The sequence below is a fragment of the Roseomonas elaeocarpi genome, assembly GCF_042433915.1.
Lineage (GTDB): Bacteria > Pseudomonadota > Alphaproteobacteria > Acetobacterales > Acetobacteraceae > Roseomonas > Roseomonas elaeocarpi.
The window spans coordinates 176215-190760 of record NZ_JBHLUN010000010.1; the positions used below are offsets into that span (position 1 = coordinate 176215).

Annotated in this window: 14 protein-coding genes and 1 pseudogene; 9 read left to right on the top strand and 6 right to left on the bottom strand. The window is 73.2% G+C overall.

Translation table 11 applies throughout. The features are described 5' to 3' along the window. Positions 1-71: 71 nt before the first annotated feature. Positions 72-1085 (bottom strand): Ldh family oxidoreductase, encoded by a 1014-nt coding sequence (locus tag ACFFGY_RS15505; protein ID WP_377045409.1) that lies wholly within the window; start codon positions 1083-1085, stop codon positions 72-74. A gap of 195 nt (positions 1086-1280) precedes the next feature. On the opposite strand from ACFFGY_RS15505, the gene ACFFGY_RS15510 reads away from it, so the two are divergent. Beyond that, positions 1281-1481, top strand: a complete 201-nt coding sequence (locus tag ACFFGY_RS15510) for a hypothetical protein (protein ID WP_377045410.1) — start codon at positions 1281-1283, stop codon at positions 1479-1481. Positions 1482-1589: 108 nt separating this feature from the next. Here ACFFGY_RS15510 and ACFFGY_RS15515 read toward each other — a convergent pair whose 3' ends face one another. Both ACFFGY_RS15515 and ACFFGY_RS15520 read right to left on the bottom strand, forming a co-directional pair. Then, positions 1590-2039, bottom strand: a complete 450-nt coding sequence (locus tag ACFFGY_RS15515) for a DUF421 domain-containing protein (RefSeq protein ID WP_377045411.1) — start codon at positions 2037-2039, stop codon at positions 1590-1592. Positions 2040-2067: 28 nt separating this feature from the next. Further along, positions 2068-2742, bottom strand: coding sequence for a hypothetical protein (locus tag ACFFGY_RS15520; protein ID WP_377045412.1), 675 nt, complete (start codon positions 2740-2742; stop codon positions 2068-2070). 241 nt (positions 2743-2983) lie between these two features. On the opposite strand from ACFFGY_RS15520, the gene ACFFGY_RS15525 reads away from it, so the two are divergent. From ACFFGY_RS15525 to ACFFGY_RS15545, 5 genes are all read left to right on the top strand, one after another. Then, positions 2984-3847: a branched-chain amino acid aminotransferase gene (locus tag ACFFGY_RS15525; RefSeq protein ID WP_377045413.1), complete on the top strand. Its 864-nt coding sequence runs from the start codon at positions 2984-2986 to the stop codon at positions 3845-3847. A 61-nt stretch (positions 3848-3908) separates the two neighbouring features. Further along, on the top strand, positions 3909-4409 hold the full coding sequence (locus tag ACFFGY_RS15530) for a GNAT family N-acetyltransferase (RefSeq protein ID WP_377045414.1): 501 nt from the start codon (positions 3909-3911) through the stop codon (positions 4407-4409). Next, positions 4409-5227: an RluA family pseudouridine synthase gene (locus ACFFGY_RS15535; protein ID WP_377045415.1), complete on the top strand. Its 819-nt coding sequence runs from the start codon at positions 4409-4411 to the stop codon at positions 5225-5227. Before ACFFGY_RS15530 ends, ACFFGY_RS15535 begins: the two co-directional genes overlap by 1 nt. Before the next feature lie 471 nt (positions 5228-5698). Next, positions 5699-6688: a sensor histidine kinase gene (locus ACFFGY_RS15540; RefSeq protein ID WP_377045416.1), complete on the top strand. Its 990-nt coding sequence runs from the start codon at positions 5699-5701 to the stop codon at positions 6686-6688. A gap of 400 nt (positions 6689-7088) precedes the next feature. Further along, positions 7089-8126 (top strand): D-2-hydroxyacid dehydrogenase, encoded by a 1038-nt coding sequence (locus ACFFGY_RS15545; protein ID WP_377045417.1) that lies wholly within the window; start codon positions 7089-7091, stop codon positions 8124-8126. A gap of 49 nt (positions 8127-8175) precedes the next feature. Here ACFFGY_RS15545 and ACFFGY_RS15550 read toward each other — a convergent pair whose 3' ends face one another. Next, positions 8176-9213 (bottom strand): catechol 2,3-dioxygenase, encoded by a 1038-nt coding sequence (locus tag ACFFGY_RS15550; RefSeq protein ID WP_377045418.1) that lies wholly within the window; start codon positions 9211-9213, stop codon positions 8176-8178. A gap of 1 nt (position 9214) precedes the next feature. Here ACFFGY_RS15550 and ACFFGY_RS15555 point away from each other — a divergent pair. Continuing rightward, a pseudogene (locus ACFFGY_RS15555) lies at positions 9215-9385 on the top strand (hypothetical protein); the annotation flags it as partial. Between the two features lie 65 nt (positions 9386-9450). Here the strand turns inward: ACFFGY_RS15555 and ACFFGY_RS15560 are convergent. Continuing rightward, the gene (locus ACFFGY_RS15560) at positions 9451-10782 is read right to left on the bottom strand and encodes an MFS transporter (protein WP_377045419.1); all 1332 of its coding nucleotides are present in this window, start codon (positions 10780-10782) and stop codon (positions 9451-9453) included. 476 nt (positions 10783-11258) lie between these two features. After that, entirely contained in the window at positions 11259-12926 is a 1668-nt protein-coding gene (locus ACFFGY_RS15565; RefSeq protein WP_377045420.1) for a DHA2 family efflux MFS transporter permease subunit, read from the bottom strand. A gap of 93 nt (positions 12927-13019) precedes the next feature. On the opposite strand from ACFFGY_RS15565, the gene map reads away from it, so the two are divergent. Together map and ACFFGY_RS15575 are read left to right on the top strand one after the other, a co-directional pair. After that, complete coding sequence (gene map / locus ACFFGY_RS15570) at positions 13020-13844, top strand: type I methionyl aminopeptidase (protein ID WP_377045421.1); 825 nt, start codon at positions 13020-13022, stop codon at positions 13842-13844. Beyond that, positions 13841-14503: a carbonic anhydrase gene (locus ACFFGY_RS15575; protein WP_377045422.1), complete on the top strand. Its 663-nt coding sequence runs from the start codon at positions 13841-13843 to the stop codon at positions 14501-14503. The genes map and ACFFGY_RS15575 overlap by 4 nt, the downstream gene beginning before the upstream one ends. Positions 14504-14546 lie beyond the last annotated feature (43 nt).

The following is a 14546-nucleotide window of genomic DNA, read 5'->3' on the forward strand; positions in this document are numbered from 1 at the left end:
GCCGTCACCCTCTCCGCGCGATCACGCCGAGCCCGTCCCGCGCGGCTACGCCACGACCTTTCCCCGCGCGGCTACGCCACGACCCGCCCGGCCAGCTCCTGCAACTGGTCGAGCAGCGGCCGGGGGATGTCCACGCCCTCCGCTTCGGCCCGGTGCTCGGCGTCCCAGCGGCGGTCGCCCGGCAGCCGCACGCCCTCGTCGCCGCCGATCGCCTCCACCAGCGCCTCGACCCGGTCCAGGAAGGCCGCCTGCCCGGCCATGGCCGCCGGGTCGATCGCCATGATCACCTGCCCCAGCCGCGGCTGGTTACCGGCCTCGCGGAAGAAGCTGTCGGCCTCGAAGCTCAGCGCTGCGCCGGTCAGCGCCACCGACAGCAGCTCCACCATCATCGCCAGCAACGCGCCCTTGGTGCCGCCCACCGCCAGCATCGTGCCCTCCAGGGCCATGTGCGGGTCGGTGGTGGGGTTGCCCTCGGCGTCCAGCGCCCAGCCCTCGGGGATCGGCTCGTTGTTCTGCGCCGCCTTGAGGATCTTGCCGCGCGCCACGCCGCTCAGCGCCAGGTCGATCACCAGCGGCGGCGCGTCGCGGCGCGGAAAGGCCGCGGCGATCGGGTTGGTGCCGAAGAGCGGCCGCTTGCCACCCGGCATCGGCATGGAGGCCGGGGCATGGGTGAAGGCCAGCGCCACCAGCCCTTCGCGCGCCAGCCGCGCCACGGGCAAGCCCATGGCGCCGGCGTGGTTGCTGTTGGTGACGCCGGCGACGCTGATGCCGTGCTCCTTGGTGCGGAAGCCCGCCTCGGCCTCGGCGATCTCGAGCGCCGGGTAGGCCAGGCCGTTGCGGGCGTCGATCAGCACCGCGCCCCCGCGCTCGGCCACCCTGACCGGCTGGGCCTTGCCGTCCGCGCGCCCGGTACGCAGGAAGCCCGTGTACATCGGCACCCGCGACAGCCCGTGCCCGGCCTGCCCGGCGGCCTCCGCCCCCACCAGCGCGCGCGAGGTCGCGCCGGCCATGATGCCGCTGGCCCCGTGGTCGACCAGGGACTTGCGAACGAGGAGATGGGCTTGGGCGAGTGTGATGCGCGGCATGGCGCGGAGGAGGAGCGCGCATGCTGCGCCGCGTCAAGCGCCGAGTTCCGGTGCCAGCCGCGACGCCGCAACAAGGGGCCGGGCGCAATGCCACCGAGGGGCCGCAATCCGGTGAAACGGCTGACACCTTCACGCGTGTATGTTTCCCCTGCCGACCCCGCCATCCCGGCAGGCGCCGGCGCTGGAGACACGGAGATGATGCTGAAGCACTTGGCGAAGCGGCTTCTCGGCGTGCTGGCCCTGCTGCTTTTGGCCGGCTCGCTGTCGGGTTGCTATTATGGCCCTGGCTGGGGTCCCGGCTGGGGCGGAGGCGGCTACGGCTACGGTGGCCCGGGCTGGGCCGGTCCGCATGGCGGGCCCGGCGGTGGCTGGGGCGGGCACGGCGGCTGGCGCTGAGCCGGGCCGCAAAGCTCCACCGAAGAGTGGACCGGCCGAGGGGGACCGGCCACTCGTAACTGGCAGCACCGCGACAGGCGCCGGGGCGACGAGCCCCGGCCGCCTCGCTCAGCCGCCCTCGCCTTGCGCGATCACCGACACCCGCCCGTCACGCTCCACCACCGCGTACTTCACCTGTTCCAGCCGCTCGAGCCCGCGCTGCCGGGCGGAGGCCATCACGTCCGCCTCCATGATCCGCAGCCGCCGCATCCGCTCGCGGTGGAAGTCGCCGTGCTCGAACACCACCACCGGCGTGCCGTCGACGATGCGGCCGAAGGCCGGGAAGCGCTGCTTCAGCTCCGAGACCAGCGTGTGCATGAAGCCGATGGTGAACAGCGCGCTCATTGCCCCCACGAAGGAGCGGTCCTCCGCCAGGATGGCGGTGATCGCCGTGCCCCCGAAAGTGAACAGCACGATCAGGTCGAGCGGCGCCGCCTGCCCCAGTGCCCGCCGCCCGATCACCCGCGTGACGAGCAGCAGCGCCAGGTAGGCCGCCGCGGCGCGGAGCACCGTGTTCATCGCGCCATCCTCCGATCCACGCCGCCCGTCACGGCAGCACCAGCTGGTGCCAGCTGACCTCCTGCCCGCCGACGCGGGCCCAGAGCGACACCCATCCCGCGGCGCTGGGCTGCGCCTGGAGGCGGATACGCTGCTCCAGCGCGTCGGGCGCCGCCGTGATCCGCAACTCGATCCGCCCGTCGCCCGCCGACCAGCCCGCCGGCTGCGGAATGGCGCGCTGCAGCCCGAGCGGCTCCGCCATCAGGTCCGACAGCACGAGGCGCACCTCCTCCCCGCCGCCCGTGGCCGGCGTCAGCCGCGCATCCGCGACGTGCAGCGTGATCTGCGTGGGCGTGCCGTAGCGGGCGAGCGGCTCGTAATCTACGGTGAGCGTCCCGTCGGCGGAGCTCAGGCTGTGGTGGCTCAGCGGCCCGCGTCCGAGCAGCCCGCTCAGTGCCAGCAGCAGCACCAGCGCCATCGCCGCCTGTCCGACCCGCGACCACCACCACCAGCGATCCTCGAAACGCTCGTCGTAGCCAACCTCGAAGCCACCCTCGCCGATGCTGCGCGCCGCGCCGGAATCGTGGTGCCCAGGCCTCGCGTCGCCGCCGGCGGCATCGCGCGACATCCCGTCCTGTCGGGCGGCACCCGGCCCGTCGCCGCCCCTGGTTCCGTCGGGTCCCCTGTCGGCCGGCTCCGCATCGATCGGCGTGGCACCACGCATACGCAACCCCTGCTCCGCCACGGACACCAGCCGGACTACGTCGGGGAAAACCGGTGGGCGGGGCGGGTCGTTGCGCGCCGCAGCATCACGATTGATCGTCCGGCCCCGGCGGGCAGCGCCGGCAGGGCGGCAACGGCAGCGGCGGCGCGCGCCGGTTCCAGGGAACGGCGGCCCGGTCCCTTCAACCCCGTGGCGTGCCATGCGAGGATGCGCGCCACCACAACAGGGGCGGGAGCGCGCGATGGCCGGGGTTTACTGGTACGACGGACAGTGGATGACCGAGGAGCCCAAGATCCTGGGCCCGATGGACCACGCCTTCTGGCTGGGCTCGATCGTCTTCGACGGCGCCCGCGCGATCCGCGGCACGGTGCCCGACCTCGACCTCCACTGCCAGCGCGCCATCCGCTCGGCCCGCAACATGATGATGGAACCCACGGTTTCGGCCGAACGGCTCGAGGAACTGTGCCGCGAGGGCGTCATGAAGATGCCCGCCGACGCGGAGCTCTATATCCGCCCGATGTTCTTTATCCGCCGCGGCATCGGCGCCGCCTCGCCCGATCCGGACAGCACCGACTTCATCCTGTCGATCTACGACGCGCCGCTGCCGCCGCCGACGGGCTTCTCCGCCTGCATGGTGCCCTTCCGCCGCCCCGCCGCCGACATGGCGCCCACCGACGCCAAGGCCTCGGCGCTGTACCCGAACTCGTCGCGCGCCGTGCAGTGGGCCAAGCGCAACGGCTTCGACAACGCGGTGATGAGCGACCCCGAAGGCAACGTCGCCGAGTTCGCCACCTCCAACATCATGATGGTCAAGGACGGCGTGGTGATGACGCCGGCTGCCAACGGCACCTTCCTGGCCGGCGTCACGCGCCAGCGCATCATCGCCCTGCTGCGCGAGGCCGGGCGCGAGGTGCGCGAATGCACCGTGACGCCCGCCATGCTGCGCGACGCGGACGAGATCTTCGCCACCGGCAACTACGGCAAGGTGCAGCCCTGCACCCGCTTCGAGGAGAACGAGATGCAGCCCGGCCCCGTGGCGGCGCAGGCGCGGCAGCTCTACTTCGATTGGGCCGAGCATTCGCGGATCATGCCCAAGGCCGGCTGAGACCCGTTCCGCCGGCGGCAGCGCAGCCGGCGCGGCCCGCCCCCGAGCAGCAGAGGAAGCCATGGGTCCGGCAGCCGCTTCCGGCACGGCCACGACGGGCAGCCGCGATCCGCTTGCCCGCGACGCACCGCGCCTCCTCCCCCTGACGGCGCTGCCCGAGGGCCTCGGCGTGCTGCGCGCCGAGGCGGCGGCCGAAGGCTTCCGCTTCGTGGAGCGCCTGGTCGCCGCCGGGGCCGCGGGTTTCGGGGGGCCGGGGGAACTCCTGCTCGGGGCCTTCCTGGGCGATGAGCTGGTGGCCATCGGCGGCCTCAATCGCGATCCCTATGTCGGCGACCCGGGCACGGCCCGGCTGCGTCACCTCTACGTCCGGCCGGGTTTCCGCCGCCGCGGCATCGCCTCGGCCATCGTCCAACAGCTCCTCGGCGAGGCCGGAGAGAACGTACGCCTCGTCCGGCTCAGGACCGACACCGCCGCGGGTGCCGCCTTCTACCGCCGCCACGGCTTCACGCCCGTGCGGGACGCGCAGGCCACGCACGTCCTGCCGCTGCAACGGCCGCGCTGATGCCGCCCCGCCGCCCACCCTCCGGCGCCCGGCCCGGCCGCGCCTCCCACCGCAGCGCCCCGGGGCGCCCGGCCCCCACCCCGCCGGAGCTGCGCGACGCCCCCCGCCCCGCCTGGCTCGCGGCGCGCATCCTCCATGAGGACCCGGAGGTGCTGATCCTGGACAAGCCGGCGGGCCTGCCGGTGCATCCCGGCCCCGCCGCCCGGCGCGACGGCAGCGCGACGCTGGAAGACTGGCTGCCGCTCCTCCAGGGCCGCAAGCGCCACCTGCCGCAGCCGGCGCACCGCCTCGACACCGACACCGCGGGCTGCCTGGCGATCGGCCGCACCAAGCCGGCGCTGGCGGCGCTCGGCGCGCTGTTCGCCGCGGGCGCGGCGCGCAAGACCTACTGGGCCGTGCTGCGCGGCACGCCCGCGGCCGACAGCGGCACGATCGACGCCCCCTTGCGCAAGCACAGCACCCGCGCCGGCGGCTGGCGGATTGAGCCGCATCCCGAGGGCCAGCCCGCCCGCACCGCCTGGCAACTGCTGGGCCGCACGGAGGTGGGCGCGGGCGAGGCGCTGAGCTGGATCGCCTTCCGTCCCCTCACCGGGCGGACGCACCAGCTGCGCGTCCATGCCACGCTGCTCTGCGGTCCGATCCTGGGCGACCCCTTCTACGGCACGGCCGAGGACCGCGCGGACGGCAGCGGCACGCGCGGGCTGCACCTGCTGGCCCGCCACCTCGCGCTGCCGCTGGACCCGCTGCGGGAGGCCACGGCGCCGGTGCCCGAAGCGATGCGCGCCGCCTTCCGGCGCTGCGGCTGGCCCGGCGACTGAGGAGGGCCGGCGGCGGGCCAGCATCTTCCCGGCGGAACTCGCGCGGGGCTGGCAGGCGGCGGAGACAGCCACGAGCCGTGATGGGCCGTTCGGTGGGCCTCGCCGGGGCGGCAGGCCGGAGCAGCCTATGATCCGTGTCGCGCCCTCCGGCGAACCTTGTTCGGGGCCGGCGAGCAGGGGTCGCCCACCACCCGCGGCGGGCCGCCCGACGACCCTCAGGCGCAGCTTCGCGCGCGGCAACGGTGCACCCAGCAAAATGGTTTCCACTCGCTCGCGCGGGTGTGCGATTCGGCGCCGCCACGAAGCCTCGACGCGGCCCGGCGCGCCTGTCATGCATCCCCGGTGTTGACGAGGTCCCGCTTGACGGATGCGCATGCGGCCGCCAGCCCAGCGGCCTCTTCCCTGCCCGGGACGGCCCCGGATGCGGAGGCCACTTCCCAGCCCTCCCCCGCGCCCCACCACGCCTGGACCGTGGGGGGTCGCCTTTGGCTGATCGCCGGCAGCTTCGCGCTGCTGATCCTGCTGGTCAGCCTGACCAACGCCGCCTGGCAGGGCTGGCTGGCCGGGCCGCGCGGCTGGCACGCCGCCCTGCCGGCGCTGCTGAGCGGCACGATCCTGCTGGCCGGCCTGGCCGCCGCGGCGGTTGCGCTGCGCCGGCTGGTGTTCCGTCCGCTGCAGCTCGCCGCCCGCCGGCTGGAAGCCCCGCCGCCGCCGCACCCGGGCGACGCCGCCCCCGCCGAGGCGGAGGAGGAGGACGCGCCCGGCGAGATCGCCGAGCTGATGCAGCGCCTGGGCGCCGCCCGCGCCACGCAGGACGAGGCGCTGCGCCTGCGCGACCTGCTGCTGCGGGAATCCCACCACCGGCTGAAGAACCACCTGACGCTGCTTTCCTCCTTTCTGCGGTTGCAGGAACGCCGGGTGGAGGACCCCGCGGCGGTGGACGCGCTGCGCGCGGCGCAGGGACGGCTGATGGCGATCGCCGCCACCTACGACCACGTCCACGAGATCGGGCCCGAGGAAGTGTCGCTCGACGGCATGCTGGAGCGGCTGGCCCAGGCGCTGCCGGACCGCGAGGGCAGCGGCGGCTCGGTGGAAACCGCGCTGTGTCCCGTCAGCGTTCCGGCCGACACGGCGGTGAAGCTGGCGCTGGTGGTGAACGAGCTCGCCACCAACGCCCTGCGTCACGGGCCCGCCGGCGGGCGGGTGCGGATCACCTTGCGCCGCGACGTGGCCACGCCCGACCAGCCCGAAACGCTGGTGATCACGGTGGCCGACGAAGGGCCCGGCGTGCCGGCGGATCTTCGCAAGGGTTTGGGGATGACCATCTCCGACAGCCTCGTGCGCGCCGTGGGCGCCCGCCTCGCGCGGCTGGAGGCGGGGGAAGGCTCGGGCTGGGAAATCCGCTGGAGCCCGCCCGCCGCCGCACTGGGCACGGCGGGCGCGGCGCCTCGCCCGAACTGAACGCCGTCCGCGCCGCCAGGGCACGCGCCGCGAAGGGCATCCGGTGCGAAGGCTGCGGAACCGGCTGCATCCGCCTTGCTCGCACGACCGGGCGCCCGCGAGGCGGCACCCAGGCGTTCCCCGCCAGCTTCGCGACCCGGCGCCGCTTGCGGCAGGTCCCTGGCCGTTGTGTGCTGATCCCAACGCCCCGCCGGCGAGCCGCCGGACTCGGGGCGGTGGAATCCTTGAAGGTCGTGGCGATGCTCAGGAACATGTCGCGTGATTGGCACGGGGACGGCGCGGAAGCCTGCCGGCGCCAGCCGCTCCTTTCCGTCCGGACGACCGCCCCCGGCAGCCGGGGGCCGTGGCCGCCTCGCGGTGCCCATCCCGCCGCCCGTCGCCCGCTCCGGGGCAACGCGGCGTGAGCGCCCGGCAGACCGTGGTGATCGCCTCGCCGCTGGAGGCCGAGCACGTCGCCACCTTCCGCGACGTCGCGCCCGACCGGCTTGAGGTGCTGCACGAGCCCTCGCTGCTGCCGCCCACGCGCTACCGCGCCGACCACAAGGGCGCGCCCTTCACCCGCGACGCGGCGGCGGAGGCGGCGTGGCGGACGCTGCTGGCCCGCGCCGACATCCTGTGGGACTTTCCGCCGGCGGAGCTGCTCGACGGCATGCCGCGGCTGCGCTGGATCCAGGCCACCAGCACCGGCGTCGGCCCGGCCGCGGCGAAGCTGCGCCTGGCCGAGCGCGGCGTCACCGTCACCACCGCGCGCGGCGTCCATGCCGGTCCGCTGGCCGAGTGGGTCTTCATGGCCCTGCTGCAGCACTTCCGCGGCCTTGATCACCTGCGGCAGGAACAGCAGGCCCGCCGCTGGGTGCGCTACTGCGGCGAGGACGTGGCCGGCCGCACCCTGCTGATCATCGGCGCCGGCGACCTCGCGCGCGGCTGCGCCCGGATCGGCCGCGCCCTGGACATGCGCGTGGTGGCCCTCGCCCGCCGGCCGGAGCGCGAGCGCGCCCATGCCGCGCTGTTCAACCGGGTCGCCCCCATCTCCGAGCTGCACGCCCTGCTGCCCACGGCCGACGCGGTGGTGATCACCGTGCCGCACACGCCGGAAACGGAAGGGATGTTCGACGCCGCCGCCTTCCGCGCCATGCGCCCGGGTGCGGCCTTCGTGAACATCGGCCGCGGCGCCGTGGTGGACCACGACGCGCTGCGCGCGGCGCTGAACAGCGGGCAGGTCGGCTTCGCCGCGCTGGACGTGACCGAGCCCGAACCGCTGCCGCCGGAAGACCCGCTCTGGGAGATGCCCAACGTCCTGATCTCCCCCCATTCCGCCAGCACCGTGGCGAGCGAGAACGCCCGCATCGCCGCGATCTTCCGCGACAACCTCCGGTGCTGGCTGGACGGCCGGCCCGAGGCGATGCGCAACGTGCTGGCGCCGGGCCAGCTCTACTGACGCCCCACGCGCCGGGGAAACCGGCGCGGCCGGGCCGCCACGCCCGGGCTCAGGACGCGATGCCGTCGCCCGACAGGTCGTCCTGCCCGGCCACGGTGTTCACGCCCGCGGTCGCACCCCCGGCCGCCTCCGGTTCCGGCAGCGGCGGGCTGCCGTGGGTGTGGAAGCTCTCGATGGTCTTGAGGCCCCAGGCCTGACCCTTCTTCCGCTCGGTCTCGGTCCAGGTGATGGTTTTCCAGTCCGGCGCCAGGATCAGCCGCGCACCGGCGTTGGCGACCTCGACGCGGTTGCCGCCGGGCTCGTAGACGTAAAGGAAGAAGGTCTGCTGCACCGCGTGCTTGTGCGGCCCCGTCTCGATGTGCACCCCGTTCTCCAGGAACACGTCGGCCGCCTGCAGGATGGCCTCGCGGCTGTCGAGGGCGAAGGTGACGTGGTGGAAGCGGCCGGGGATGCCGTGCGCCTCCTTGGTGAAGGCGAAGTCGTAGCTCTTGTTGGTGGCGGTCAGCCACATGCCCGCCTCCTCGCCGCTGTCGAGCTCGATGCGCTCGGTGCAGCGCAGGCCCAGGTTGCGCTCGAAGAACTCGCGGCAGGCGCGCACGTCCACGGCCAGGCAGTTGAAGTGATCCAGCCGCCGCGCGTTCACGCCGCGCGCCGGGAAGCGCTGCGCCTGGTTCTTCAGCGCGGGGCGCAGCGCCTCGGGCGCCTGGTACCACTCCGTGTCGTAGTACAGCTCGAACACGTGGCCGTCGGGGTCGCGGAAGCGGTAGCCGGTGCCGTGGCCGAGTTCGCCCTCGTGCGCCCAGACCTCGTGCCCGTCGGCGCGCAGGGCGGCGACGCGCCGCTCCAGCGCCTGCGGGGAACGGGTGCGGAAGGCGGCGTGGCCCATGCCCGAGGTGTGCGAGGCCGTGAGCTGCAGCGAGTAGCGCTCGTAGTCGTCCCAGCCGCGCAGGTACACGGAGTCACCCTGCCGGCCGCTTTCCGTCATGCCCATCACCTCCACGAAGAAGCGCAGCGATTCCTCGATCTTCGGCGTGAGCATCTCGACGTGGCCCAGGTGCGCCAGGTCGGTGATTGGTTCGTCGTGCATGATGCGGAACTCCTCAGAACTCGCACGGCACTTGCGCCGCCGTGCCCGAACGGCACCCGGGGGGAAGCTTCCCCCGGGTGCCTTGAACCCCGGATACTTCAACCCTGGGCGCTTCAACCCTGGGCGCTTCAACCCCGGCCCCTTGAACTCTGGGCCCTTGAACTCTGGGCCCTTGAACGCCGGGCGCCTCGACGCCCGGCGCCACGACCCGGTTGCCGCGCCCCGGGCCGGCCGCGATCAGTGCGCCGCCGCCTCGCGCGAGGAAGACGGCTCGGTCGGACCGGCGCGCGTCAGCAGCACCGCGATCGCCGCGCAGACGGCCGTGGCGGCCAGCAGCGAGAAGATCGGCCCGAAGCCCCAGCCCAGCCCCAGCAGCGCCCCGCCGACGGAGGAGCCGACGATGCTGCCGAAGCGCCCCATGCCCAGCATCCAGCTGACGCCCGTGGCACGCGCCGCCGTGGGATAGCAGCCCGGCGCGAAGGCGTTCAGCCCGGTCTGCGCACCGCTCATGCAGAAGCCGGCCGAGAACACCAGCGCGCCCAGCGCCGCCGACAGCACGCCCATCTGCGACACCGCCAGGATGCACAGCCCGCCGAGGAAGTAGGCCAGCGAGATCACCGGCGCGGGCTTCGCCCGGTCCATGGCCCAGCCCACGGCGATCGCACCGATCGTGCCGCCGATCTGGAACAGGGCGGTGACGTTGGCGGCGGTGGTGATCGACAGGCCGTTGTCCTTCATGATCGTCGGCAGCCAGCCGGTCAGCAGGTAGATCACCAGCAGGCCCATGAAGTAGGTGACCCACAGCGCCACCGTGCGGACGGCGTAGCCCGAGGAAAACAGCACGCCGATCGGCGTGGCGTTCTGCAAGGGCGGCTCATCGGACACGAACTGCTCGTCGCCGCTGAACCGGGTGCCGGTGACGCGACCCAGCACCCGGGCGATCTGCGCCGACGGGGCGCCGCGCAGCGCCAGCAGCCGCGCGGATTCCGGCAGGAACAGCGCCAGCACGGGCACCAGCAGCAGCGGCACGACCCCGCCCAGCAGCAGCACCGCGCGCCAGCCGTAATCGGGGATCACGGCGCCGGCGGCGAAGCCAATCAGCGCCGAGCCCAGGTTGAAGCCGGTGAACATCACGGTGATCATCAGCCCGCGGCGGCGCTTGGGGGCGTATTCCGCCAGCAGCGTCGAGGCATTGGGCATCGCGGCCCCCATGCCCATGCCGGCCAGCAGGCGCAGCACCGCCATCTCGGTCGGCGAGGACGCGTAGGCCGCGGCCAGCGTCAGCAGCCCGAAGATCAGGATTGAAAGGATCAGCACCTTCTTGCGCCCGAAGCGGTCCGAGGACGGCCCCGCCACCAGCGCGCCGATCACCAGGCCGAAGGGCGCCGCGCTGACCACGATGCCGAAGGCCGCGCGCGAGATGTCCCATTCCGCCAGGATCGAGGGCGTCACGAAGCCCATGATCGCCACGTCCATCCCGTCGGCCATCACCACCAGGAAGCACATGGCGACAAGGAACCACTGGTAGGCGGAGATCGGGCGCTCATCCAGGAAGGACTTGATGTCCACGACCCTGCCCGTTCCGGCCGGTGCCGTCCTGATCGTTCCCACCCGGGCAGGTCCCGGTGGAGCCATTCCGTTGGTGCTCGACATCGTTTCCTCGCGACTCATGGTCCGGGCCCGCGGGCCCGGCAGGGTGCGGCGTCGTTCCGGCGGCGCGAAGCAGGCCGGTCGACAGCTTCTGCGGTGTTGCCGCTTCGGACGCGTCTGACCCGGCCTCCGAAGCACCACCGGTCTTACAGCGGTCCCAATGCCGTTCGCGTATCGAATTTCGGGAAAGGATCGTGGCGATTGGTTATACCCACCCTGCGCGGGCAGCTTCGCGCCGGCCGCGCAACCCGGCCCCTCCCCCCGGCGCGCCGCCGAGGGGTTCCTGCAACCCGCCGGCGGCGGCCCGGCGGGGCGGTGGGACGCGGGCCTGAAGGTCGGGTCAGCGATCCGGTGCCGCGATACGCCCCCGGAGGCGCGCGATCTCCGCCCTGCCCTCAGGCCGTGCGGGCGCGCCCGCCGCGATGGCCCGACACCGCCTGCCCGGCGTTGCTCGGCAGCCGCAGGCAGAGCGGCAGCGACACCAGCAGAACCAGCGCCACCACCACGAAGGCCGCGGAAAAGTCGCCCAGGATCGGCTCCTCCCGGCTGTGCAGCGCCACCGACACCGACAGCACGCTCGACCCCAGCACCACGCCCAGCGCCATCGAGAGCTGCTGCGCCGTGGAATACAGGCTGGTGGCGGCCGACAGGCGTTCCTGCGGCACCTCGGAATAAGCGAGCGAGTTCAGCGAGGTGAAATGCAGCGAGCGGGAGGTGCCGTTCAGCAGCAGCACGATAAACACCGCCCAGAGCGGCCAGGCAGTGGTGAGCAGCGCCAGCAGCAGCACCAGCCCCGACTGCAGCACCGTGTTCCACAGCAGCGTGCCGCGATAGCCCAGCCGCCGCAGCGTCGGCCCCACCAGCGGCTTCATGGCGAAGGCGCCCAGCGCGCTGGCCAGCGTGATCGAGCCCGACACGCTGGCCGAGGCCCCGAAGCCCAGCTGGATCGCCAGCGGCACCAGGAAGGGGATCGCCCCCGCCCCGCAGCGGAACAGCGTGCCCGCCGTGATCGTCACCGCGAAGGCCGGGATGCGCATCAGCGACAGGTCGATCGCCGGGTGCCGGGTGCGCAGGCAGTGCCACACCGCCAGCACGCCCGACACGACACCCACCAGCAGCGCCAGCAGGGGCCAGGGGGACGGCACCAGCCCGCGCCCAAGCGTTTCGAAGCCGAACATCAGCAGCGCCAGCGACACGCCGGTCAGCACGATGCCCGGCACGTCGAGGCGCGGCGGCCGTGCCTGCTCGGGCGAGGTGATAAAGGTCCAGGCCAGCAGCAGGCCCACCAGCCCGATCGGCAGGTTGATCCAGAACACCCAGCGCCAGCTCACCGCGTCGGTCAGGAAGCCGCCCAGCGGCGGCCCCATGATCGGGCCCAGCAGCGCCGGCATGGTCAGCCAGGTGGTGGCCCGCACGATCTCCTCGCGCGAAACCCTTCGCAGCAGCAGCAGCCGCGCCACGGGCACCATCATCGCCCCGCCCATGCCCTGCACCACGCGCGCCGCCACCAGCGAGAACAGCCCCGTTGCCAGCCCACAGGCCACGGACGAGGCGACGAACACCCCGATCGCCCACAGGAACACCCGCTTGGCGCCGTAGCGGTCGGCCACCCAGCCGCTGACCGGCACGAACACCGTCAGCGCCACGAGGTAGGAGGTGATCGCGGCGGACAGGTGCAGCGGCTCCGAACCGAGGTCGCGCGCCATGGCGGGCAGCGCCGTCGCGATCACGCTGCTGTCGAGGTTCTGCATCAGCAGCGCGCTGGCCACGATGGCCGCGGTGAAGCGGGGATCGTCGCGCCAGCGGGGGCGCGCGGCGGGGGCAGCCGTGCCGGCCGGGGGTGCGGGCGGCGCCGTCACCGCATCGGTCAGCGGGTCCGCCCCGGCCGGGGCCTCGGCCGCGGCGGCGGGGGCCGTCAGGGCACCGGCGTTGGCACCGGCACCCGCCTCGCCAGGCCCGCCGGTGGTCGCCGCGCTGTCGGGTGCGCCGCCCGAAGTGCCGGCCCCGGCGGCCACCGCCGCCGCTCCGCGCCGATCCTCGTTCTGGCCTCCCGATTCCGCCAAAACCGACCCTCCAGTTTCCCTCGCCCCTGCCATCCCCCTTGCGCCGGAAGGAGGGTGCTTGCAAGCCAGGGCGTGGCGCCGCATTTTCGCCGCATGGATCAAACGACGGGCGAGGCCAAGCGCATTCCGCTGCACGGGCCGGAAGATTTCGAGGGGATGCGTCGCGCGGGCCAGCTGGCGGCCCGCTGCCTCGACATGATCACGCCTCATGTTCAACCGGGCGTGTCCACGGGCGCCCTCGACCAGCTGATCCACGACTTCATGCTGGACCACGGCTCGACGCCGGCGACGCTGGGCTACCGCGGCTATCCGAAGAGCTCCTGCATCTCGATCAACCACGTGGTCTGCCACGGCATCCCGGGCGAGCGCACCCTGGCCGAGGGCGACATCCTCAACATCGACGTCACGCCGATCCTCGACGGCTGGTACGGCGACACGTCGCGCATGTACGTGGCCGGCGAGCCCAGCCGGAAGGCGGCGCTGCTGATGGACGTCACCTACGAAAGCCTGCTGCGCGGCATCGCAGCGGTGAAGCCCGGCGCCACGCTGGGCGACATCGGCCACGCCATCCAGAGCTACGTCGAGGGCCACCGCTTCTCGGTGGTGCGCGACTTCTGCGGCCACGGCGTCGGGCGCACCTTCCACGCGCCGCCCAACATCCTCCATTTCGGCCGCCCCGGCGAAGGCCCGAAGCTGAAGGAAGGCATGTTCTTCACGATCGAGCCGATGGTGAACACCGGCCGGCCGGAGGTGAAGGTGCTCGACGACGGCTGGACCGCGGTGACGCGCGACCGCTCGCTCTCGGCGCAGTTCGAACACATGGTGGGCGTCACCGCCACGGGCTGCGAGGTCTTCACCTTCTCCCCCGCCGGCCTGCACAAGCCGCCCTACGCCACGCCCGCGGGCCCTGCCGCGTGAGGCACCGCCTGCCCAACCGCCTGGTGGAAGGCTACAGCGGCTTCCGCCAGACCCGCTTTCGCCGCGAAAAGGACCACTACGCCGAACTCGCGGCCGCCGGCCAGGCACCCGAGGTGCTGATGGTCGCCTGCGTGGACAGCCGCGTGGCGCCCGAGGTGATCTTCGACGCCGATGCGGGCGAGATGCTGGTGGTGCGCAACGTCGCCAACCTCGTGCCGCCTTACCAGCCCGACAGCAACTATCACGGCACCTCGGCGGCGATCGAGTTCGCGGTGCAGGTGCTGGAGGTGAAGCACGCCGTGGTCATGGGCCACGCCTCCTGCGGCGGCATTCGCGCCTTTCGCGACAACCACCTGAAGGGCCGCGTCGCGGCGCCCGGCGACTTCGTGGCGCAATGGATGGAGATCATCGCCCCCGCCACCGAGCTCGCCCTGGTGTGCGAGGGCTGCGACCCGCTGGAAGACCAGCACGCCATGGAGCAGGCGGCGATCCGGCAATCGCTGCGCAACCTGCGGACCTTTCCCTGGCTGGTGGAGCGCGAGCGGAGCGGGGCGCTGCAGCTGCACGGCATCTGGTTCGACATGGCCGACGGCACCCTGCGGGAGCTGGACGAGGCCTCGGGCCGCTTCCAGCCCCTCCAGCGGCCCCGCTTCACCTGAACATCGTTTAACCGGCAGGGCCCCTCCCGGGCCTTCAAGACGC

Coding starts and splice junctions, on each gene's coding strand:
- ACFFGY_RS15525 (WP_377045413.1), top strand. CDS start 2,984: ATGGCCGGGGTTTACTGGTACGACGGACAGTGGATGACCGAGGAGCCC.
- ACFFGY_RS15520 (WP_377045412.1), bottom strand. CDS start 2,742: ATGCGTGGTGCCACGCCGATCGATGCGGAGCCGGCCGACAGGGGACCC.
- ACFFGY_RS15530 (WP_377045414.1), top strand. CDS start 3,909: ATGGGTCCGGCAGCCGCTTCCGGCACGGCCACGACGGGCAGCCGCGAT.
- ACFFGY_RS15505 (WP_377045409.1), bottom strand. CDS start 1,085: ATGCCGCGCATCACACTCGCCCAAGCCCATCTCCTCGTTCGCAAGTCC.
- ACFFGY_RS15535 (WP_377045415.1), top strand. CDS start 4,409: ATGCCGCCCCGCCGCCCACCCTCCGGCGCCCGGCCCGGCCGCGCCTCC.
- ACFFGY_RS15510 (WP_377045410.1), top strand. CDS start 1,281: ATGATGCTGAAGCACTTGGCGAAGCGGCTTCTCGGCGTGCTGGCCCTG.
- map (WP_377045421.1), top strand. CDS start 13,020: ATGGATCAAACGACGGGCGAGGCCAAGCGCATTCCGCTGCACGGGCCG.
- ACFFGY_RS15550 (WP_377045418.1), bottom strand. CDS start 9,213: ATGCACGACGAACCAATCACCGACCTGGCGCACCTGGGCCACGTCGAG.
- ACFFGY_RS15515 (WP_377045411.1), bottom strand. CDS start 2,039: ATGAACACGGTGCTCCGCGCCGCGGCGGCCTACCTGGCGCTGCTGCTC.